This window comes from Microvirga pudoricolor, from assembly GCF_016892705.1.
Classification (GTDB): domain Bacteria; phylum Pseudomonadota; class Alphaproteobacteria; order Rhizobiales; family Beijerinckiaceae; genus Microvirga; species Microvirga pudoricolor.
Map to the genome: position 1 here is coordinate 125578 of NZ_JAFEMB010000004.1, position 20468 is coordinate 146045.

The 20468-nt window shown below is 66.6% G+C and carries 20 protein-coding genes; 10 read left to right on the forward strand and 10 right to left on the reverse strand.

Annotated elements, in window-relative coordinates:
* The first annotated feature begins 3 nt into the window (after positions 1-3).
* The 6 genes from cydB to ILT42_RS14525 all read left to right on the forward strand — a co-directional run bounded on the left by cydB (position 4) and on the right by ILT42_RS14525 (position 4446).
* Positions 4-1152, forward strand: a complete 1149-nt coding sequence (gene cydB, locus ILT42_RS14500; RefSeq protein WP_204216334.1) for a cytochrome d ubiquinol oxidase subunit II — start codon at positions 4-6, stop codon at positions 1150-1152.
* Positions 1153-1164: 12 nt separating this feature from the next.
* Complete coding sequence (gene cydX / locus ILT42_RS14505) at positions 1165-1290, forward strand: cytochrome bd-I oxidase subunit CydX (protein ID WP_204216335.1); 126 nt, start codon at positions 1165-1167, stop codon at positions 1288-1290.
* Positions 1287-2627, forward strand: coding sequence for an oxygen-independent coproporphyrinogen III oxidase (gene hemN, locus ILT42_RS14510; RefSeq protein ID WP_204216336.1), 1341 nt, complete (start codon positions 1287-1289; stop codon positions 2625-2627). Before cydX ends, hemN begins: the two co-directional genes overlap by 4 nt.
* 136 nt (positions 2628-2763) lie before the next feature.
* The gene (locus tag ILT42_RS14515; protein ID WP_204216337.1) at positions 2764-3231 is read left to right on the forward strand and encodes a DUF992 domain-containing protein; all 468 of its coding nucleotides are present in this window, start codon (positions 2764-2766) and stop codon (positions 3229-3231) included.
* A gap of 98 nt (positions 3232-3329) precedes the next feature.
* Entirely contained in the window at positions 3330-3947 is a 618-nt protein-coding gene (locus ILT42_RS14520) for a L,D-transpeptidase (protein ID WP_229428676.1), read from the forward strand.
* 34 nt (positions 3948-3981) lie between these two features.
* On the forward strand, positions 3982-4446 hold the full coding sequence (locus ILT42_RS14525; RefSeq protein ID WP_204216338.1) for a cupin domain-containing protein: 465 nt from the start codon (positions 3982-3984) through the stop codon (positions 4444-4446).
* Positions 4447-4477: 31 nt separating this feature from the next.
* Here ILT42_RS14525 and ILT42_RS14530 read toward each other — a convergent pair whose 3' ends face one another.
* Positions 4478-5956: an aldehyde dehydrogenase family protein gene (locus tag ILT42_RS14530; protein ID WP_204216339.1), complete on the reverse strand. Its 1479-nt coding sequence runs from the start codon at positions 5954-5956 to the stop codon at positions 4478-4480.
* Positions 5957-6053: 97 nt separating this feature from the next.
* Between ILT42_RS14530 and ILT42_RS14535 the strand changes: the two genes are divergently transcribed.
* A complete protein-coding gene (locus tag ILT42_RS14535) occupies positions 6054-6956 on the forward strand; it encodes a LysR family transcriptional regulator (RefSeq protein ID WP_204216340.1) in 903 nt (300 codons plus the stop codon).
* 7 nt (positions 6957-6963) lie between these two features.
* Here ILT42_RS14535 and ILT42_RS14540 read toward each other — a convergent pair whose 3' ends face one another.
* The 7 genes from ILT42_RS14540 to ILT42_RS14570 all read right to left on the reverse strand — a co-directional run bounded on the left by ILT42_RS14540 (position 6964) and on the right by ILT42_RS14570 (position 14588).
* Entirely contained in the window at positions 6964-8115 is a 1152-nt protein-coding gene (locus ILT42_RS14540) for an MFS transporter (protein ID WP_204216341.1), read from the reverse strand.
* A 119-nt stretch (positions 8116-8234) separates the two neighbouring features.
* The gene (locus ILT42_RS14545) at positions 8235-8948 is read right to left on the reverse strand and encodes an isochorismatase family protein (RefSeq protein ID WP_204216342.1); all 714 of its coding nucleotides are present in this window, start codon (positions 8946-8948) and stop codon (positions 8235-8237) included.
* A gap of 24 nt (positions 8949-8972) precedes the next feature.
* Positions 8973-9980 carry an ABC transporter ATP-binding protein gene (locus tag ILT42_RS14550; RefSeq protein ID WP_204216343.1) on the reverse strand — a complete coding sequence of 336 codons (1008 nt, stop codon included), beginning with the start codon at positions 9978-9980 and terminating at the stop codon, positions 8973-8975.
* Positions 9974-11047: an ABC transporter ATP-binding protein gene (locus ILT42_RS14555; RefSeq protein ID WP_204216344.1), complete on the reverse strand. Its 1074-nt coding sequence runs from the start codon at positions 11045-11047 to the stop codon at positions 9974-9976. Before ILT42_RS14555 ends, ILT42_RS14550 begins: the two co-directional genes overlap by 7 nt.
* A 9-nt stretch (positions 11048-11056) precedes the next feature.
* On the reverse strand, positions 11057-11953 hold the full coding sequence (locus ILT42_RS14560; RefSeq protein ID WP_204216345.1) for an ABC transporter permease: 897 nt from the start codon (positions 11951-11953) through the stop codon (positions 11057-11059).
* 15 nt (positions 11954-11968) lie between these two features.
* Positions 11969-12922 (reverse strand): ABC transporter permease, encoded by a 954-nt coding sequence (locus ILT42_RS14565; protein WP_204216626.1) that lies wholly within the window; start codon positions 12920-12922, stop codon positions 11969-11971.
* A gap of 55 nt (positions 12923-12977) precedes the next feature.
* On the reverse strand, positions 12978-14588 hold the full coding sequence (locus tag ILT42_RS14570) for an ABC transporter substrate-binding protein (protein ID WP_204216346.1): 1611 nt from the start codon (positions 14586-14588) through the stop codon (positions 12978-12980).
* 443 nt (positions 14589-15031) lie between these two features.
* Here ILT42_RS14570 and ILT42_RS14575 point away from each other — a divergent pair, with 443 nt between their 5' ends.
* Together ILT42_RS14575 and ILT42_RS14580 are read left to right on the forward strand one after the other, a co-directional pair.
* A complete protein-coding gene (locus tag ILT42_RS14575; protein ID WP_204216347.1) occupies positions 15032-16030 on the forward strand; it encodes a LysR family transcriptional regulator in 999 nt (332 codons plus the stop codon).
* 101 nt (positions 16031-16131) lie between these two features.
* On the forward strand, positions 16132-16485 hold the full coding sequence (locus ILT42_RS14580; protein ID WP_204216348.1) for a winged helix-turn-helix domain-containing protein: 354 nt from the start codon (positions 16132-16134) through the stop codon (positions 16483-16485).
* Between the two features lie 20 nt (positions 16486-16505).
* On the opposite strand, the gene modA is transcribed toward ILT42_RS14580, so the two are convergent.
* Both modA and purU read right to left on the reverse strand, forming a co-directional pair.
* Positions 16506-17303: a molybdate ABC transporter substrate-binding protein gene (modA, locus tag ILT42_RS14585; protein ID WP_204216349.1), complete on the reverse strand. Its 798-nt coding sequence runs from the start codon at positions 17301-17303 to the stop codon at positions 16506-16508.
* Between the two features lie 96 nt (positions 17304-17399).
* Positions 17400-18263, reverse strand: coding sequence for a formyltetrahydrofolate deformylase (gene purU, locus ILT42_RS14590; protein WP_204216350.1), 864 nt, complete (start codon positions 18261-18263; stop codon positions 17400-17402).
* Between the two features lie 282 nt (positions 18264-18545).
* Between purU and ILT42_RS14595 the strand changes: the two genes are divergently transcribed.
* Positions 18546-20468, forward strand: coding sequence for a methyl-accepting chemotaxis protein (locus tag ILT42_RS14595; RefSeq protein WP_204216351.1), 1923 nt, complete (start codon positions 18546-18548; stop codon positions 20466-20468).

Consider the following 20468-nt stretch of genomic DNA (forward strand, 5'->3'; position numbering starts at 1 on the left):
GTCATGGAATTCATCCCCCTTTCCTATGAAACCCTCCGGATGGTCTGGTGGCTGCTGCTCGGCATCCTCCTCATCGGCTTCGCGCTCATGGACGGCTACGACCTCGGCGTCGGCGCGCTCCTGCCGTTCGTGGCCAGAACCGACCCGGAGCGGCGCATCCTCATCAACCTCGTCGGCCCGACCTGGGAAGGCAACCAAGTGTGGCTCGTGCTCGGCGGCGGCGCCATCTTCGCCGCCTGGCCGCCGCTCTACGCGGTGTCGTTTTCAGGGTTCTACCTGGCGATGCTCGTGATCCTCGTGGCCCTGATCCTGAGACCGGTGGGCTTCAAGTTCCGGGGCAAGATCGCGGATCCGCGCTGGCGCTCGGCGTGGGACGGGGCGCTGTTCGTGGGCGGCGCGGTGCCGGCGCTGATCTTCGGCGTCGCCGTCGGCAACGTCCTGCGCGGTGTACCCTTCAACCTCGACGACACGTTGCGGCCATCTTATGCGGGCACGTTCTTCGGCCTGCTCACGCCCTTCGCGTTGCTCTGCGGGCTGGTGAGCCTGTCGATGGTGGTGGCCCACGGTGCCGCCGTCATCGCGGCCCGCACGGAAGGCGTCACGGCGGTGCGGGCACGGGCCTACGGCAAATGGGCCGCGATCCTGACGGCTTCGTTCTTCGCGCTCGGCGGCCTGTGGGTGGCCTTCGGCCTCGACGGCTATAGCGTCACCAGCGTGCAGGATGCCGCCGGGCCCTCGAATCCCCTGGCCAAGACCGTCACGACCGCCACGGGCGCATGGCTGGCTGGCTATGCCGCCCGGCCGTGGACGATCATCGCGCCGCTTCTCGGCTTCGCGGGCTGCGCCATCGCGTGGATCGGCCTGACCGCCCGGGCGTGGAAGACATCGCTCATGGGCACGAGCGCCGCCATCGTGGGAGTCATCTCGACGGCGGGCCTGTCTCTCTTTCCGTTCCTGCTGCCGTCGTCGCTCAACCCCAATGCGAGCCTCACCGTCTGGGACGCTTCATCGAGCCACCTCACCCTGTGGACCATGCTGATCGCCACCTGCGTGTTCCTGCCGATGATCCTGGCCTACACGGCCTGGGTCTACCGGGTCATGAGCGGGCCCGTCACGGCGGATTCCATCGGCCGCAACCCCAACGCCTACTAGGGAGACCTGAACATGTGGTATTTTTCCTGGATCCTCGGGGTTGGCCTTGCCTGCACCTTCGCCATCCTGAACGCCATGTGGTTCGAGATGCGTGAGGATGTCCGCCGCGAGGCTAAGACCAAAGGCCGCCGGACATGAACGAGGGTCTGATCCGCCGTTATGCGGGCCTGTCGGTCCCGCGCTACACGTCCTATCCCACCGCCGCGGAGTTCTCCCCGGCTGTGGGAGCCTCAGCCCATGAGAAATGGCTCAAACAGGCCGATCCGCGCGAGCCGGTTTCGATCTATCTCCACGTCCCGTATTGTCGCGAACTCTGCCACTATTGCGGCTGTCACGCGAAGGCTTTGCGCCGGGCCGACGTTCTGGCGGATTACCGTCAGGCGCTGGAAGCCGAGATCCGCCTCGCGGGCAGCCTCCTGTCGTCTCCATTGCGCGTGGCCCGGCTCCATTGGGGCGGCGGGACGCCCAGCCTGCTGGGCGGAGAGGGCTTAGCCTCCGTCATCGACGTGCTGCAGCGATACGTCATGTTTCAAGACGGCATGGAGCATGCCATCGAACTCGATCCGCGCCATGTGGATGCCGGTCTTGCAAGGGATCTGGCACGCATCGGAATCAACCGGGCGAGCCTGGGGGTGCAGGATCTCGATCCGGCGGTTCAGCGGGCCATCGGCCGGGTGCAGCCCTTCGCCCAGGTCGAGCACGCCATGGCTCTTCTGCGTGAGAGAGAACTTGCCGACCTCAATGTCGATCTCATCCATGGCCTTCCGTTCCAGACCCAGGACTCGATCCGGCGGACCTGCGCGCAGGTGGCCGACCTCAAACCGTCCCGCGTCGCCTGCTATGGATACGCGCACATGCCGGAGCGCAAGCGTCACCAGCGCCTCATCGACACGTCCGCGCTGCCGGGGCCGCGCGAACGCTTCTTGCAGGCCCAGGCCGTGGCGGAGGCCTTTCGGGCGCGAGGCTATGTCGCGGTCGGGATCGATCACTTCGCCCAGCCGGGCGACCCGGTCGCGCAAGCCGCCCAGGATGGGACCCTGCACCGGAATTTCCAGGGATATACCGACGACGACCGGCCGGTGCTCATCGGCTTCGGAGCCTCCTCCATCTCGCGCTTTCACGAGGGCTTCGCCCAGAACGCAACGGATATCGGCGCCTACAAGGAGGCTGTCGGCCGGGGGCAACTCGCTTCCGCCCGGGGCTACCGGTTTTCGGACCAGGACGAGATGAGAGGGGCCATCATCGAATCCCTGATGTGCCGCTGGAGCGTCGACCTCGGCGAGTGGGACACGCCCGACCGGTTTGCCGACGAGCGTGCGCTCCTGCGCCCGTTCATCCTGGACGGCCTCGTCCGGCTCCAGGGGACGCGCGTCGTGATGACGGACGAGGGCAGACCTTTCGTTCGCTTGGTCGCCGCGGTGTTCGACGAGTTCCGGCACGATGGTCGCGATGCCCGCTTCAGCAAGGCGGTCTAAGGGATCCGCTGACCAATATGACGTTAGGTAAACTTGCCTTTACATTCGATGGCGGGCGTGTAGCCTGCACGCCAATCATCGAACGGCCGGACCAACGCTCGCCTGCTGTCCGATTCGACAGACTGGATTGGCCCTCATGCTCAGCCGTAGCCTCATCGCCTTGGCCCTCCTGGCGCTCCCGGCCTCCGCGGGCGCACAGGTCTCGGCCCGGATCGGCCTCCTGTCCTGCGACGTGTCCGCCGGCGTCGGCCTCATCGTGTTCCAGAAGCAGACCATGACGTGCACCTTCCGGCCCGACGGCGGTGGGGCGCCGGACCGCTATACCGGTTCCATCGACCAGTACGGTCTGGAGATCGGCGCGACGGAGCGCAGCCACCTGGTCTGGGCCGTGGCCGCAGCCTCGCAGGGCCTTTCCCAGGGGGCGCTCGCGGGCACTTATGCGGGCGTGAGCGCCGACGCGGCCGCCGGGATCGGCGCGGGCGCCAGCGCCCTCATCGGCGGCACGGGCCGGGCCTTCTCGCTTCAGCCCATCGCCGTCGAAGGGGAGACCGGGATCAACCTCGCGGCGGGCGTCCGCACCGTCACCCTGCGGCCCGCGAACTGACCTGATAAACAAAAGAGCAGGACGCCTCCGGGCGTCTCTGCCTAATCTGCCGACGCGTTGCATGTTGCCCGACCTCCCTTCGAAGAGGATGTGCTGCCTTGCTGTCCCGCCGCTCCGTCGTCCTGGCCTTCGCTGCCGGATCGCTCGCCTCCATCCGCCACGCGAGGGCGCAGACCCCCGACGCGTATTTCTCCGGCTCGGCCGACGACAGCGGATTCGAGTTCCGCTCCACCAACATGAGCATGATCCCGCCGGAGTTCCGGCGGCAGCTCGTCCCTTATGCCTACGACCTGCAGCCCGGCAGCATCGTGGTCGATACCCAAGCCCATCACCTCTACCGGGTGCTCGATCAGAACACGGCCCTGCGCTATGGCGTGGGCGTCGGCCGTGAGGGGTTCCAGTGGTTCGGCAGCGCTCAGGTGATGCGCAAGGCCACGTGGCCGAACTGGACGCCGCCTCCCGAAATGCTCCAGCGCCAGCCCGATATTCCGCACTTCATGAAGGGCGGGCCGGACAATCCTCTCGGTCCCCGCGCCATGTATCTCTACCGGGACGGACGCGATCTCCTGTACCGCATTCACGGCACGACGGAGCCGTGGACCATCGGGACCGATGTGTCCTCGGGCTGCATCCGGATGCTGAACGAGGATGTCATCGACCTGTTTCAACGCACGCCCACCGGCACACCGGTTTTCGTGCTGAAACAGCGGGTGTGAGTTCGAGGAGCAGGCACCCATCTCGAGGAGGCCCATGTCGATCCAGTTCCTGCAGTCGCGGGGCGACGAAGCGCCGATCGCCATCCCGGCCATGGGGCTGAAGCTTTTGGTGCGCCTGCCTCCGGACAAGACGGGCGGCACGCTCTCCATCATCGAAACCACGAACGCACCGGGTTTCGGCCCACCCTTGCACCGCCACCGCGAAGCGGAGATCTTTCACGTCCTGGAAGGTGAGTATCTCTACGAGGTCGACGGCAAGCGCTTCCGCGCCCGGGAGGGCGACCTGATGAGTATTCCGGGCGGCGCGGCCCACGCCTTCGTCAATCTGACGAACAAGCCGGCCCGTCAGTCCGTCATCATCGCGCCGGGCCTCGATGCGGCCGGGTTCTTTACGGAGTTGGCCGGCGTGATGCAGGACGGACGTCCCGACACCGACACCCTGAACGCTTTCGGCCGCAAGTGGGGTGTCGAGTTCCTCGGACCACCGCTGATGCCGTGACGGCGGATCGAGGCGGCGTCCGCTTCAGGCGTCATCGGTTGCTCGGTGCGGCGGCCGCGCTGGCGAGGTAAGGATCGTTGCCCTGCGCGACCTCTCGGCTTCCAAGAAGCGTCTTGGGTTCCAGATAGGCCTCCAGCCCGTAAGGGCCGTGCTCGCGACCGATGCCGGATTGCTTGAATCCGCCGAACGGGGCCAGGGGCTCGTGATGCAGCCCGTTGACGAGCACGCGTCCGGCCGCGATGCGGGAGGCTACCGCGCGCGCCCGTTCGTCATCCTTCGAGATCACGCAGGCCTGAAGCCCGTAGACGGTATCGTTGGCGATTGTGATGGCATCCTCCTCATCCTTGTAGGTGATGAGCGACAGGACCGGACCGAAGATCTCCTCACGCGCAATGGTCATGTGGTTCTGGACATCCGAGAAAACCGTGGGTCGGACGAAGTAGCCCTCCAATCCGTCCGGCTTGCCCTCGCCGCCCACGACGATGCGGGCACCCTCTTCCAAGCCGACGCGGATGTAGCGCTGGACACGCTCCCATTGCTTGAGGCTGACCATCGGGCCGATGGCGGTCTCGGGATTGCGCGGGTCCCCCACTTTCACAGCCTCTACGGTGGTCCGCAGCCGTTCCTCGGCTTCCCTCTTCCTGCTCTCCGGCACGAGGATGCGGGTGCCTGCCAGACAGGCCTGACCGCTGTTGATGAAGCCCGCCCTCACCGCCAGCGGAATAGCCGTGTCGAGATCCGCGTCCTCCAGGATGAGGGTCGGGGATTTCCCTCCGAGTTCCAGTGTGATCCGTTTCAAGGTTTCGGCGCCCGCTCGCATGATGCTCTTGCCCACCGCCGTCGAACCCGTGAACGAGATCTTGGCGATGTCGGGGTGGCGGGCCAGCTCCGCTCCCACCACATCGCCGCGGCCGTTGACGATGTTGAAGACGCCGTCCGGGAGACCGGCCTCGTGCAGCGCCTCGGCCACGACCTGCGTCTGGAGCGCGCTCATCTCGCTGGGCTTGATCACCGCCGTGCAGCCTGCCGCCAGCGCGAAGGCCAGCTTGTTGCAGATGAAGCCCGCATTGGCATTCCAGGGCGTGATCAGACCCGCGACGCCGACGGGCTCCAGCACCACGTCGGCGCTGCCGATCCGGCGTTCCAGGGGGTAGGTTTCGAGAGTGCTCGCGGCATCCAGAAACGATTGCGCCGCATAGCCCGCGGCCCAGGCGGCACGGGAGACCGGGGCCCCATATTCCTCGATCATCGTCTCGGCGATCCGATCCGTCCTGGCCGCCACCGCCTCGTGAAGCCGGCGCAGGAGTGTGATGCGGTCGGCCTTCCGGGTTCGCGAGAAGGATGGGAAAGCGCGCCGCGCGGCCGCGATGGCGAGCCCGGCATCTTGTGCGTTGCCAAGTCTCACCTGCCCGATCACCCGGCTGGTCGAAGGGTTGAACAGATCGAAACGTTCCTCGCCCCGCGGGGTCACGAAGGAGCCGTCAATGTAGATGGTATCGATGGAGCGCATGAACCTTCTCCGTTCGGATTGTGAACTGGAGATAAGCCGCCTTGATTGGTCCGATAATCCGGATAAATACGGACGAGGTATTACGGTATCCGGGATAATGGCCCGCACGGGACTGACGGAATATGAGGCCGTGATGGCCGTCGCCCGCCACCGCAGCTTCCGGGCCGCGGCGACGGAGCTTGGCCTGTCCACCACGGCGCTCAGCCAGACGGTGGCGGCGCTGGAAGCCCGGCTCGGGGTCAGGCTGTTCAACCGCACGACCCGGAGCGTCTCGCTCACGGCTGCGGGAGAAGGCTTCATCGAGCGGCTCGCGCCGGCAGTCGCGGCGATCCGGGAGGCCGAGGAGGCGGTCAACAGCCACCGGGACACCCCTGTCGGCACCTTGCGTCTCAACACCTCCGTGGGGGCGGCCCGACAGATCCTGCAGCCCATCGTGTTCGCGTACCTGCGGCGCTATCCGCAGATGAAGGTGGACATCGTCACGGAGGGACGGCTGGTCGACATCGTGGCCGACGGTTTCGATGCGGGGATCAGGCTCCTGGAAGCGGTGCCTCAGGACATGATCGCGGTCGCGTTCGGTCCGGATCAGCGCCTCGTCGTGGTCGGGTCTCCCGATTACCTGGCGCAGAACCCGGCGCCCCAGGCTCCGGCGGATCTCCTCGCCCACAGCTGCATCCGCAGCCGGTTGCCGAGTGGATCGATCTGGCGGTGGGAGTTCGAGCGCCGGGGCGAGGAAGTGACGGTCGACGTCCAAGGGCCGCTCACCCTGGACGAGGCGCACCTGATGCAGGATGCCGCCCGCGCGGGCATCGGCCTCGCCTATCTGTCCGAGTGGAACGTGGCCGAGGACCTCAAATCCGGCCGCCTCGTGCGGGTTCTCGACGAGTGGACGCCGTCTTTCCAGGGCCTCTGCCTGTACTATCCCGGACGGCGCCATGTCCCGGCCGGGCTGAGAGCCTTCATCGGGCTCATCAAGGCGGTGCGGGAGCGCTCGGCCTGATGCCGTGCTAGCGGATGGAGCGGATGCCCAGCCGGAAGGACAGCCCCGCCAGGAGCACCAGGGCGGCGTTGATCAGGAGCCCGTCCGCGAACCCGATGCCGACGGCGTCGATGGTGCTGCCGATGGCGATGGGACCGACGATGAAGCCGGCATCGCCCACGGCGCGCAGGATCCCCATGGTCGGGCCGTACTGGCCTGGCGGCGCCGTATTGGCCGCGAAGGCGTTCGAGGCCGGTCCGCCGAGGCCGGTGGCCAGGCCGATCAGCAGCACGCCTGCCCAATAGAGATTGATGGAGGGGCTGAGCGCGATGACGGCCAGCCCGAGGGCCGTGAAGAGGCTCGACATCAGAATGATCGTCTTGTGGCCGTGATGATCGCAGATCCAGCCCGCGATCGGCATCACGATCAGGGTGCCGAACCCGATGAGCGAGATGGCGATGCCGATGCTGTTGACGCCCAGCTCGAAGCGCTGCTGACCCAGGAGGGGGATCATACCCCAATTGGCCGCCGTGCGGGTGAAGAAGATGCTGAAGGTCACGCCGGCGACGAGCAGGAAATTGCGCTTCGTCACGACCTGCGAGATCATCTGGAAATGGCTCTCGTGATGGCCTGCGGGCTTGGCTTGTGTCTCCCGGCAGCGCAGGAGCGCGTACGCCGAGGCAAGGGCCGTGCTGGCGGCCCAGAACCAGAACGGAGCCGTGATGCCCCAAGCCTCCGCCACGATGCCGCCGAGAGCCGGCCCGATGCTGGTGCCGGCCAGGAGGGCACCGAGATAGAGCGCCATCACGCGGCCTCGCGTCGTCGGCGAGCTCAGGTCGGCCAGAGCCGTGGCCGCAGCCGTCATGTAGAGTCCCGAGCCGATCCCCTGCAGGAAGCGCCAGATCAGCAGCACGACGAAATCGTCCGCGAGAGCCGCGCCCACCGACGTCGCAGCGATCAGAGCCGGGCCGCCCCACAGCAGGAGCTTGCGGCCGAAGCGCTCGGTCAGGAGGCCTGCGGGGATATCGGCCGCGAAACGCCCGACGCCGAACATCGTGATGACGAGGGCGGCCTCCGTCGCGCCGACGGAGAAGGATTGTCCGTAGAGGCTTAGCACCGGCGCCACCATCCCCATCCCGGCCATGACGAGGCACACGATGACGAGGAGGGAAGGCAACATGGGCGTCTGCCGCAGGATGTCTCCATATGATGCCCGGCTGATCGCGTCCATTCCGCCCCCCTAAAAAACCCGGCCGCCGTTGGGGTGGCCGGGCTCCATCGATCTACTTGGTCTTATGCTTACTCGGCAGCGACGGCCGACGGAGCAGCGTTGCGAACGAGACGCTCGCAGACTTCGTCCGTGGTCATGACGTCCCCGAAGGTGAGATAGAATGCGATGAGGGACGCGGCATGCTCCTCGTCGTTCGAGGCTGCATTGGCGTCGCTGACCATGAGCGTCTTGAAGTTCAGCATCATGGCGTCGCGGGCCGTCGACTCGCAGCACACGTTGGTGACGCAACCGGTGATCAGGACGGTATCGAGACCCCTGGCGCGCAACTGGGCTTCCAGGTCCGACGAACCCTGGATGAGGGCGCTGTAGCGATACTTCTTGATCGTCAGATCTTCCGGCGCGGTGACGAGATCCGCCCAGAGCTCGTGGCCTTCGGTTCCTTCCGACATGGCCTCGATGCGCTTCTGCTTGCGCTCGGGAAGCGTGAGGCATTCGTGCATGTGCGACCAGCTCTCGAGGGTCTCGTCCGTGAAGGTGTTGCGGATCCACACGACGGTGCCGCCTGTGGCGCGCACGGTCTCGGCCAGACGGTTGACGTTCGGCACGATCTCGCGGGCCATGTCGCAGAGCGCGTGGGCCACACCCGGCTTCATGAAGCCGTTTTGAAGATCGATGACGACCAGCGCCGTCTTGGACGGATCGATATTGTCATAGGGGTGAGCCGTTCCGCGGCGGGCGACCACCCGGTCGGTCACATGTTTCGGCATCTCGAATGTATGCATCTCTGGTCTCCTCTCACAAAAAGGTCATTCGGCCGGGACGAGGTCTTGCGGGGCATGAACGCACCGGACGCACTGGCCCGACTTGAGGGTGTACGGGGGCGGGATGGCCGCCCGACACCGATCGATGGCCTCACCGCAGCGAGGCTCGAAGCTGCAGCCCGGGGGAAGCATGCGCAGATCGGGCGGCGATCCCGGAATCGTTTGCAGCCTCGTGCCGCGTGGCTGCCCATGAACGGTCGAGGATAGAAGTCCGCGGGTATAGGGATGAACCGGATCCTGCAGGACGTCCCGCACCGAGCCGGTCTCGACGAAACGTCCCGCATACATGACTGCGATTCGATCCGAGACCTCCGCGGCGACGCCGAGGTCGTGCGTGACGAAGATCACGGCCATGCCGAGTTCCTGCTGCAGGGACCGGAGGAGAAGCAGGATCTGGGCCTGCACCGTGGCATCGAGTGCGGTCGTGGGCTCATCGGCGAGAAGCACGCGAGGAGAGCAGGATAGGGCGAGCGCGATCATCGCCCGCTGGCGCAGGCCACCCGAGAGCTCGTGCGGATAGGCGTCGAGGCGCCGCTTGGCGCTCGGCACCTGGACGAGCTCCAGCATCTCGAGAGCTCTTGTCCGGCCCGCGCGCCGGGACACGCCCTTGTGCTGAGCGACCATCTCGGCAATCTGGTCGCCGATGGTATAGACCGGGTCGAAGGCGGTCATCGGCTCCTGGAAGATCATGGAGATGGTCGAGCCGCGCAGGGCCGCCATCGACCTGCCGGACGCTTTGAGCACGTCGTGGCCCGCGACTTCGACATGACCGGTGATGCGCGTGCGATCCGGCGCCAGGAGGCGCATCAGGGCGCGGAGTGTCACGCTTTTCCCGGAGCCGGATTCCCCAAGGATGCAGAGCACCTCGCCTGCCTTCAGGCTGAACGCGACGCCGTTGACGGGCCTGACGGTGCCCTCGCGCCCATGAAATTCGACCGTCAGGTCGTCGACGTCGACGATGGACGAGAGCTGGGTCGGGATCTGCGTCAGCATGGGAGTGACTCCTCGACGAATTCGCCGGCGCGGCTATGGCCGGAGCGCGGGTCGGCCATGAGGCAGGCGGCCTGGTGGCCGCCGCCCACGTCCGCGAGGGACGGCAGTGTCCCGGCGCAAACGTCCTCGGCGAAGGGACAGCGGGTGCGGAAACGGCAGCCGGAGGGTGGGTTGACGGGGTTCGGCGGATCGCCGGAGAGTGGCGGCGTCGCCATGCGCTCGTCCGGATCCATGGACAGGCGGGACCCGAGGAGCGCGCGCGTATAAGGGTGGCGCGGACGCTTGTAGATCTCCTCGACCGGCCCGACCTCCATCACGCGCCCGAGATACATGACCAGCACCCGGTCGGCGATGAACTGCACCACGTTGAGGTCGTGGGAAATGAAGATGTAGGTGAGGTTGAGCTGATCCTTGAGATCCGAGAGAAGGTTGAGGACCTGCGCCTCCACGGATTTGTCGAGGGCCGATACGGCTTCGTCCAGCACGACGAGGCGCGGCGACAGCGCCAGCGCACGGGCGATGTTGACACGCTGGCGCTGGCCTCCCGACAGCTGATGCGGATAGCGCCCGCCGAACTGACGGGGGTCGAGGCCGACCCGCTCCAGCAGCTGGTTCGCTAGGGCGCGCGCTTGGGTCTTCGGCATCCCGTGCACGATCGGGGCGAAGCTGATGGTATCGCGGATCGGCAGGCGGGGATTGATCGACGAATAGCTGTCCTGGAACACCATTTGCATCTGCCGCCGCAACTCCTTGACGGAGATGCCGCGTGCTTCGCCCACCGCGTCGCCGTCGAAGACGATGCTGCCGTCATCCGCGCCCATCAGCTGCATCAGGAGCCGCGCCAGGGTCGACTTTCCGCAGCCCGACTCGCCGACGATGCCGAGGGTCTCCCCCTTGGCGACGGCGAAGGACACGCCGTCGACCGCCTTCACGGTCTGGCCCGGCTGTCCGATTCGGTCGGCCTTGATGGCGAAATGCTTGCGCAGGTTCTCCACGATCAGCATGGGCTGAGCGGGGCCGCCGCGGTCGCTGTGGCGGGTCGCCGCCGGAGTGAAGGTGATTGCCATGGCTGGGCCCTACATTTTGACGTCCATGGCGCTTCTCAGCCCGTCACTGACCAGATTGAAGCACATGGAAACGATGAAAATCGCGACGCCCGGCATCGCGGCGACCCAGGGCTGCACGTAGATGGCCGGCCGAAGGGTGCTAAGCATGAGGCCCCAGTCCGGCTCGGGCGGGCGCACGCCGAGGCCCAGGAAGCTCAGCCCGGAGGCGATCACGATGGAGACGCTGACGAGGCCGCTGGCATAGATCATGATCGGCGCCAGGACATTGCCGAGCACATGGGTGCGCAGGATTGGCCATGCGCCGGCGCCGCTGGCCCGGGCGGCCTCCACGAAGTCGAGGTTGCGCACCTGCGTGGTTGAACTTTCGGCGATGCGGCAGATCGGCGGAATGAAGATCAGGATGAGCGAAACGACGCCGTTCACCATGCCGCCGCCGAGGGCCCCCGAGACGCCGACGGCTAGCAGAACCGACGGGAAGGCATAGAACACGTCCATGACGCGCATGATCGCCATGTTGACCCGCCCGCCATAGAAGCCCGCGACGATGCCCAGAGCGCCGCCGATCACGAAGGCGACCGCGACCGGGAACGTGCCCATGAAGAGCGAAATGCGCCCGCCGTACAGGATGCGGCTCAGGATGCAGCGTCCGAGCTCATCCGTTCCCAAGGGGTATCCGGCCGTCCCGATTGGCTTCAGGCGGCGGCTTATGCCGGTCGCATAGGGATCGTGCGGGGCGAGCAGTGGCGCGAAGACCACGGCCAGCACGATGAGAGCGAGCAAGCCGAGGCAAACCAGCGTCGTGGGGTCGTGCCTGAGCCGACCCAGGACGCTGCGCCAGTAACCGCGCTCGACGGCAGCGGATCGTTCGATCTCGATCCGCGCGAGGGGGAGGGTTGAATCCGTCATGGTGCGTCGCCTTCCTCAAGCCCGCCGGATGCGCGGATCGAGTGTCGTCTGGAGGAGGTCCACCAGCAGGTTGGTGAGAACGAACATGAGCGCCAGAACCAGGATCGTGCCCTGGAGGATCGGCACGTCGCGGCGCAGGATCGCGTTGTTCAGGAGAAAGCCCGTTCCCGGCCAGCTGAAGACCGTTTCGACCACGATGGAGCCGCCGATCAGGTGGCCGAACTGCAGGCCCATCACGGCAAGAACGGGCGCTGCCGCGTTCTTGACCACATGGCGCAGAACGCCGCGCTCGCTGAGGCCCTTCGCCCGCAGGGTCTGGACGAATTCATGTCCCAGCACCTCCGCCACGGAGGCGCGGACCGTTCGGGCGATGATGCCAAGCGGCACGAGGGCCAGGGTGATCGTGGGCAGGATGAGGTATTTCAGGCTCTCAAGATCGAGGCCGAAGCCCTGCGAGCCGGACTTGCCCATGCCGACGGCAGGCAGAAGGTTGAGCTCGACCGCGAAGACGATCACCAGGATGATGCCAAGCCAGTAGTTCGGCACGCTGACGCCGAAGATCGCGATGCTCGTGACGACCTTGTCGGAGACCTTGCCGTGGAGGTAGCCCCCGACCCCTCCGATGATGATCGCCAGCGTGAAGGCGACGGCCACCGCGCAGGCGCCCAGCAGGAGCGTGTTGGACAGGGCCCGGCCGATCTCCTCGATCACCGGCCGGCCCGTGCCGATGGAGGTTCCGAAGTCGCCCGTCAGCACGTTTCCGAGCCAGAACAGGTATTGCATCGGAACCGGCCGGTCGAAGCCGTACTTGGCCTTCAGCTCCGCCACGGCCTCCGGCGGCGTATCGTCCGGCAGCAAAGTTTGAAGCGGGTCGCCGGGCGCGAGATAGACGAGGGAGAAGCAGACGATGCTGACGCCGAGCGCGATCGGAACCGCATAGAGGATTCGGCGGAGGATGTAGTAGAGCATGGGAGCGGTCCATCCGTCCGGCGCTTCCTGCGAAGCGCCGGTCAAGGGAAGCGGGTCAGGGCGCGACGGTGACGGGAGTCAGGTCCTGGAACCAGTTCTTCGACTGCACGAAACCTTTGACCTTCGGGCTCATGGCGCGCGGGTTCACGTCATGGGCGATCCAGATCATCAGGGCGTCGTCCACCATCTTCTGGTGCGCCTCTGCGAACAGGCTGGCCTGCTTCTCGGGATCGAACTCGACGACGGCTTTGGCGCACACGGCGTCGATCTCCGGGTTCGAGTAGTGTCCCCAATTGGCACCCTTGGGCGAAGCCTGATCGGTCTGGGCGAACCGGCAGATCGCGCCGAACGGCTCCTGCGTGTTGCGGCTGAAATTAATGCCGTTGATGCCCGCCTGCATGGTTTCGGGAGCCTTCACGCCCTTGCGCTGCGTTTCGATCAGGGCGTTCCAGTCCATCACCTCGAATTCGACGTTGATGCCGATGTCGCGCAGGTTCTCCTGCACGAACTCGTTCATGGGGAGTGGTTGCATCTGGCCCGATCCCGCCGTGGAGATCGCCATCTTGACCTTCACGGGCTTGCCGGGGCCGTAGCCCGCTTCCTTCATCAGCTTGAGAGCAGCCTCCTTGTCGGTCTTGATCTGGAAAGCCGGCTTGCCGTACCAGGGATGATCCGGCTCCACATTCCCTGTGGACTCGATCATGAGGCCGCCGAGCATCTCCTTCATGCCGGCGCGATCCACGGCGAGGTTTGCGGCTTTTCGGACCCGAACGTCGCTCCAGGGGTTGCCGGGCTGGTAGCTGAGCTCCCAGGACCAGATGTGGGGGTATGCGTTCGACACGATCTTCATCCCGGCCTTCTCGAGACGCGGAATGGTGTCCGGGAGCGGCGCCTCGATCCAGTCGACCTGTCCCGACAGGAGAGCCGCCGATCGCGTCGTGGCCTCCGGCATCGGCATCGCCACGAGGCGGTCGTGTTTGGGGATACGCTTCGGGTCCCAGTAGTTCGTGTTCTTCACGAGCTCGATGCGCTCGCGGGGTACGAGCTTGCTGAACAGATAGGGACCGGTACCGGACGGGTTCTTGCCGAAAGCATCCCAGTCGCCCTTCACCTCCTTGTAGCGGTGCGGGCTGACGAGGAGCACGTAGGCGAGCTGGTAGGGCAAAAGGGCGGTCGGGTCCGTGGTATTGATGGCGATCGTCATGTCGTCGACCTTCTCGACGTTCTTGATCGAGATGATGCGGGCCTTGACCGAGGCGGCCTGCGCGGCGTGATAGTGCGGCACCTTCGAGTCGAGCAGGTGCTCGAAGTTCCACACCACGTCGTCGGCCGTGAACGGAGCGCCGTCGTGCCAGCGCACGCCCTCGCGCAGCTTCAGGATCCAGCGGTTCTTGTTGGCCGGGTCGACTTCCCAGGACGTGGCGAGGCCCGGCACGATGCCGGAGGGCTTGTCGGCGGAGGACAGGTCCCAGGCAATCAAGGAATCATAGAGGTTGTAGCCGACGAAGCGGTATCCCTCGAAGCCTTGATCCGGATGCCCGATGGTGATCGGCACGTCGCCCGCCGTCATCGCGACGCGCAGGACGCTCTCCGCCGAAGCGGAGGTCGAGAACGAGGCTGCGACGGCCAGTCCGGCGAGTGCAGCTCTCAGCTGATGATTCCACATGGTCCCTGTCCCCTGGATGATCGTTCGGCCGGCCCTTAAGCGCTGCCGGGCTACGGAACCATCGTCGCAAGGACCGTGCCAAACCGGCGGTTCAGGGTCGGCCACAAGGCCTCGGCATTGACGGGGCGGGCCCGCGTGAATTCGACAAGGCCTTGATCAGGATGGATATTCCAGGTCTCGCAGAAGCACATGCGGCGGACCTCCAGGTGGCCCGGGATCGCACGGCTTCACGGCCCCGTCTCCTCGGGAGCCTCGTTGCCCGGTCCCGGCGTGTTAAGCGTTCGCTTAAGCCCCCGTGCCGCGTGGCGCGTCATGAACTGACTAAACATCCGTCAGATCCCAGGGCCTGACGCGAGACGTTCGACAAGGGCGGGGATGCTTCTGGCATGGGGATTGCTTGAGCGTTCACGCAAACCCTGACGGATCGGCCATTCCCTCTTGCCATGAACGATAGAAATCTCTCCAAGCTGCCCGACTTGCGCCTTCTGTCGCAATTTCTCACGGTCTGCGATGCGCAATCCATGACCGCCGCAGCCCAGCAGATGGGCGTTTCGACCGCTGCCGTGTCGCAGGCCCTGCAACGTCTGGAGGCCGACATCGGTGTTCCCTTGCTGGAGCGAGGGCCGCAGGGCGTACGCGTCACGCCAGCGGGAGCCGAGCTGCGGGACCGTGCCCGGGCCCTGCTGGAGCGCGCCGAGGAGACCATGGAGGCGCTGCGGCCCTATCAGGCGCGCGCCATCCCGCGACTTCGTCTCTATGTGCTCGAAAGTGCCGCCAGCTACCTGATCCCATCGATCATCATGTCCCTCGACAAGGCCGTAGGAGAGCTCTCGGTGAATTCCGGCAACAATCCGCACTACGCTGAGGACCTCCTGCGGGGCAGGCTCGACATCCTGATTTCCGGCGATGAGTTTCCCGGGATCGACACCATCGACCGGTGGCCGCTCTGCCGCGAGAAGCTCGTCATCCTGGCGCCTGCCGGCCTGCCCGACGACCTCCTCACCGTCCAGGCCCTCTGCGAACGCTTGCCTCTGTTGCGCATCACGCGCGGGAAGCGCGTCGACAACCTCGTCACGGCCTACCTGGAGGAAATGGGTCTCGATCCTCCTCGGCGGGTCGAGGCCTTCTCGGCGTCTCCGATCCTCGACCTGATCGGACGCGGCTATGGCTGGACGATCACGACGCCGCTGAGCGTCTGTTACCATAAGCCGGAACGGGACAAGGTTCGGTGGCTGGCGGTGCCGCAGAACCATTATAGCCGGGACCTGTTTCTGTTCGCCGAGAAGGACAGGCTGCTGGACGTCCCCGGCATGTTGGCCAAGCAGTGCCACCGGGCCCTGCGGGCCGAGGTCAAGCAGTGGAGCCAGTCGCTGCCGCCCGAGGCTGCCGATGCCATCGCGGTGTTCGACCGACCTGTCCAGCGGCTGGGCCGGAACATTTGACCGCTTCGAAGGCGCGCTTGACGGTCGTCGGCGCAGGCCGCTTGCCCTTCCAGGCACGAAACCGCTAACTCTGCCGGCCGACGCAGCGGCTGGAGCGACCCGTGACCACTTATCCCGAGGCGAGACTGAGGGTCTATTTCGATGCCGAGACCATGCTGGGGCCCGGCAAGGCCGATCTCCTTCAGAACATTCACGAGACCGGCTCGATCTCGGCTGCGGGCCGCCGCATGGGGATGAGCTACAGACGTGCCTGGACCCTGGTCGATACCCTCAACCACTATTTCCGGGAGCCGCTCGTCGTGTCGTCGGCGGGCGGAAGATCCGGGGGCGGGGCGACCCTGACCCCCACCGGGATAGAGGTGCTGGCCCGCTACCGCCACATGCAGACGGTGACGGAGGGCGCCATCGCGGCAGACCTCGCGGCCCTGTCGGGACTGCTCGGATCCCGCTCCTGACTCGACCTGCCTGATCCGGGCTATGAACCGGAGGCCGGCCTGTTCAGGACCGTGAATCCCTGCTTCTCGAAGATCGGCCTCGCCGCGGGCGAGCGCAGGTAGTCCAGGAAGGCGGCGGCGCCGGGATGGGACGATTCCTTCGTGACGGCGACCGGGTAGACGATGGGCGGGTGGCTATCCGCCGGAAAGGTTCCCACCACCGCGACGCCGGGATCGGCCGCAGCATCGGTCCGGTAAACGATCCCCAGGGGCGCCTCGCCGCGCGAGACCAGGAGCAGCGCCGCCCGCACACTGTCGGCCTGGGCGATCTTGTCCCTCGCGCTAGGCCAGGCACCGAGCTTTTCGAGGGCGGCCTTGCCATATTTGCCGGCCGGAACCGCATCGACATTGCCCATGGCGAGACGGCCATCCCCCAGGCGGGAGGCAAGGTCGAGGCCCGGTCCGACCGCGATGGGCTTCGCATCGTCCTTGGGGGCGACGAGCACGAGGCTGTTGCCGAGGAGGCTGACGCGGGTGTCCGGCCTGATCAGGTTGCGCTGGGCCAGATAGTCCATCCAATCGAGGTCGGCGGACACGAACAGGTCCGCCGGAGCCCCGGCCTCGATCTGCTTGGCGAGGGTGTTGCTGGCCGCGTACGAGATCTTCGGCGCTGCCTCCCCGGTGGCCTTCGCGTAGCCGGCCGACGCTTCGTCGAGGGCGTTCTTCATGCTGGCGGCCGCAAAGACGACCAAGTCCTTGGCCCAAGCCGCGCCGGGCGGAAGCGCCAGCCCGAGGAGGACGATCAGCGACAGGGCAAGACGCGAAGGCGTCGGCATCATGCATTCTCCACAATCGTTATATCTCTAGAGATATAACGCTTGGGCCAGGGGCGGCAAGTCTCTTTGGCCCTCCGGCCGAGGGCAGACCTCCTCCCGTCAGTCCCGGAACACGACGGTCTTCGATCCATTCTGGATCACGCGCCCGTCGAGGTGCCAGGCAATGGCGCGGGACAGCACGCGCCGCTCGATGTCCCGTCCCTTGCGCACGAGATCCTCGGGCGTGTCGTGGTGGGAGATGCGCTCCACGTCCTGCTCGATGATCGGTCCCTCGTCGAGATCGGCCGTGACATAGTGGGCCGTGGCGCCGATGAGCTTCACGCCGCGGTCATGGGCTTGATGGTAGGGCTTGGCGCCCTTGAAGCCCGGCAAGAAGGAGTGATGGATGTTGATGCAGCGGCCCGAGAGCTTCGCGGCGAGGGAATCCGACAGGATTTGCATGTAACGCGCCAGAACCACGAGGTCGGCACCGGATTCTCGCACGAGCCCCCAGAGCGCCGCCTCCTGCTCCATCTTGGTCTCCCGGGTGATCCTGAGGTGATGGAATGTCAGGCCCGTCATGTCATGGTGGGCGAAATGCTCCCGCGCGTGGTTGGACACGATGCCGACGATCTCCATGGGAAGCTCGCCGATGCGCCAGCGATAGAGCAGGTCGGCCAGGCAATGGTCGAACTTGGACACGAGAATGAGAACCTTCTGACGCTCGCTCCGGTCGCGGATGGTGAAGTCCATGCCGAAGGTGGCCGCCACGGGCGCGAAGCCCTCCCGCACGGTCTGCGCGCCCGCGCTCTCGTCGACGAAGTTGAAGACGACGCGCATGAAGAAGCGATGGCTGTCGAGGTCGTCGAATTGCTGGGCCTCGATGATGTTGCAGCCAATCTGGAACAGGTGCGTGGAAACGGCCGCGACGATCCCCGGGCGGTTGGCGCAGGACAGGGTCAGGGTCAATTGGTCGGCGGACATGAATGGGTCCCGTCGTTGGAAGGGTTGCAAGGTTCGGCGGGACATTAGGCGGGCGCGGCGCGGCGCTCAACCTCGCCCGGCGCCGCCCCCGGCCTCTTCTCCGACGGCGTGCGTTGCTGCGCTCCTGGCGCCGCCGTCACGGCCGAGAACCGTCCAATGGTCCCGCTTGCTTGCCGACCTATCTAGTTGTCGATAGACCATCCTCGACCCCCGTCCGGCGCGCGGCCTCGTTCGTCCGGCGGATGCGGGGAGACCTCACATTCCGTCGTCAGAAGGCGCCCCATGGCTCTCGTCAAGAAGTCCGACCTCTCAGAGGCTCATCGCCCGGATCCGGGCAGCCTTCCTGCGGAGCCGGCGCGGCAGGGCGGCTCTCAACGAAGGGCCCAGGACCGGTCGCGGGCGCGGCAGAAGGCGGCCGAACGGATCGGAGCCGCGACGGAGCAGCTCGCCGGGGGCGTCGCCGAAGCGTCGGCCGCCGCCGAGGAACTGCGCAGGGCCCTCGAGCAGATCGCGGGAGCGGCCGAACAGGCCGCGGGGGCCTCGCACCAGTCGCTTGCGTCCATCGGGCAGCTCGGTGCGGCCTTCTCGGCGGCGCGGGCTTATACGGAGACGTCCCGGAGCCGCACGGCCGCGCTCCAGACCTTGCTGGCCGAGACCGGAACCCAGATCGATGCGTCCGTGGCGGCCGTGCGCGCGAACGCCGCCCGGCAGAACGGGTCGGTCGAGACCATCGCCGTGCTCGAACGGCAGGCGACCGACATCGACGAGATCACCCGGGCGGTCGGCGAGATCGCCGACCAGACGAACCTTCTGGCGCTTAACGCCGCCATCGAGGCGGCGCGGGCGGGCGATGACGGGCGAGGCTTCGCGGTGGTGGCCGATGAGGTCAGGGCGCTCGCCGCCGCGTCCGAGAAGGGCGCCGGGGACGTTCAGACCCTCGCGGTCGACGTCGCCGAAGAGGTCCGCTCCCTGGCGGCCACCATCCGCGAGACGGCTCATGCGATCGGCCGCGAGGCCGACGGCGCCGGGGCCATCATGGCCACCCTGGACAGCCTCCGGAGCGACATCGGTGCCCTGGCGGAGGGCAGCCAGACGATCCTCCTGGCGGCCGTGGAGGCCGAAACGGCGATGCGGGAGGCCCAGCGCGGCAGCGAGCAGATCGCGAGCGCGGCCGAGGAGCAGGCCGCCGCCACGTCCGAGGCCCAGCGGGCGGTACAGGAGCAGAGCTCCGCCCTCGACGAGAGCCAGCAGACCGCCGAGAATCTCGCGGCGCTGGCCGAGGACCTTCAATCCAACGGCCTGCTGGCCTCCGGGGCCGGGCAGGTGGGCTCGGGCGCCGAGCAGCTCTCCGCCGCCATCCAGGAGATTTCCGGCGCCGCCGGCCAGATCCTGACGGCCATCGACCAGATCAGCCAGGGCGCGGCCATCCAGGCCGCCGCCACCCAGCAGGCGAATGCCGCTATGGTCCAGATCAGCCGGTCGGCCGTCCTCTCGCGCAGCACAGCTGCCCTCGCCATGGAAGGAGCCGACAGGATCCGATCCCAGATCCAAGCCAACCGGAGCGCCGTCGTCGCGCTCGTGGACGGCATTGGAGCCGCCCTGGTCGAGACCCATGGGGCCATCCGGCGCGTCGGGGGCCTGGAGGGCGCGGTGCGGCGCATCGAGAAGATCGTGGACGGGATCGGGCTGATCGCGGTCCAGACGAACATGCTTGCGGTCAGCGGCTCCGTCGAGGCCGCTCGCGCCGGAGACCGAGGTCGCGGATTCGCGGTGGTGTCGGCCGATATCCGGGCGCTTGCCCGCAACTCCTCCGCCAATGCCGAGCGCATCAAGGACCTTGTGCGTGCGATCCGAGACCAGATCGCCCTCGTGCGGCGCGACCTGGAGCAGATCACGGCAGTGTCGGAGGGCGAGGTCGCCAAAGGCCGGATCGTAGCCGAGCGCCTGGAAACGGTCGAGACCGAAGCGGATGCGATCCATCAGGGCAGTGCCGGCATCCTGTCTGGGGCCGACCAGATCCTGAACGCCGTCGGGGAGATCCAAAAGGGAACCCAGCAAATTGCCGCCGTGGCCGAGGAGGCGTCCGTCGCGGCCGCGCAGGCCGCGACGGCAGCCCGCCAGCAGGCGCGGGGCGCCGAGGACCTGGCCGCAGCCATCGAGGAGATCGCGTCCTTGGCCGAAGAACTCGTCACGGCGGAGGCTTGA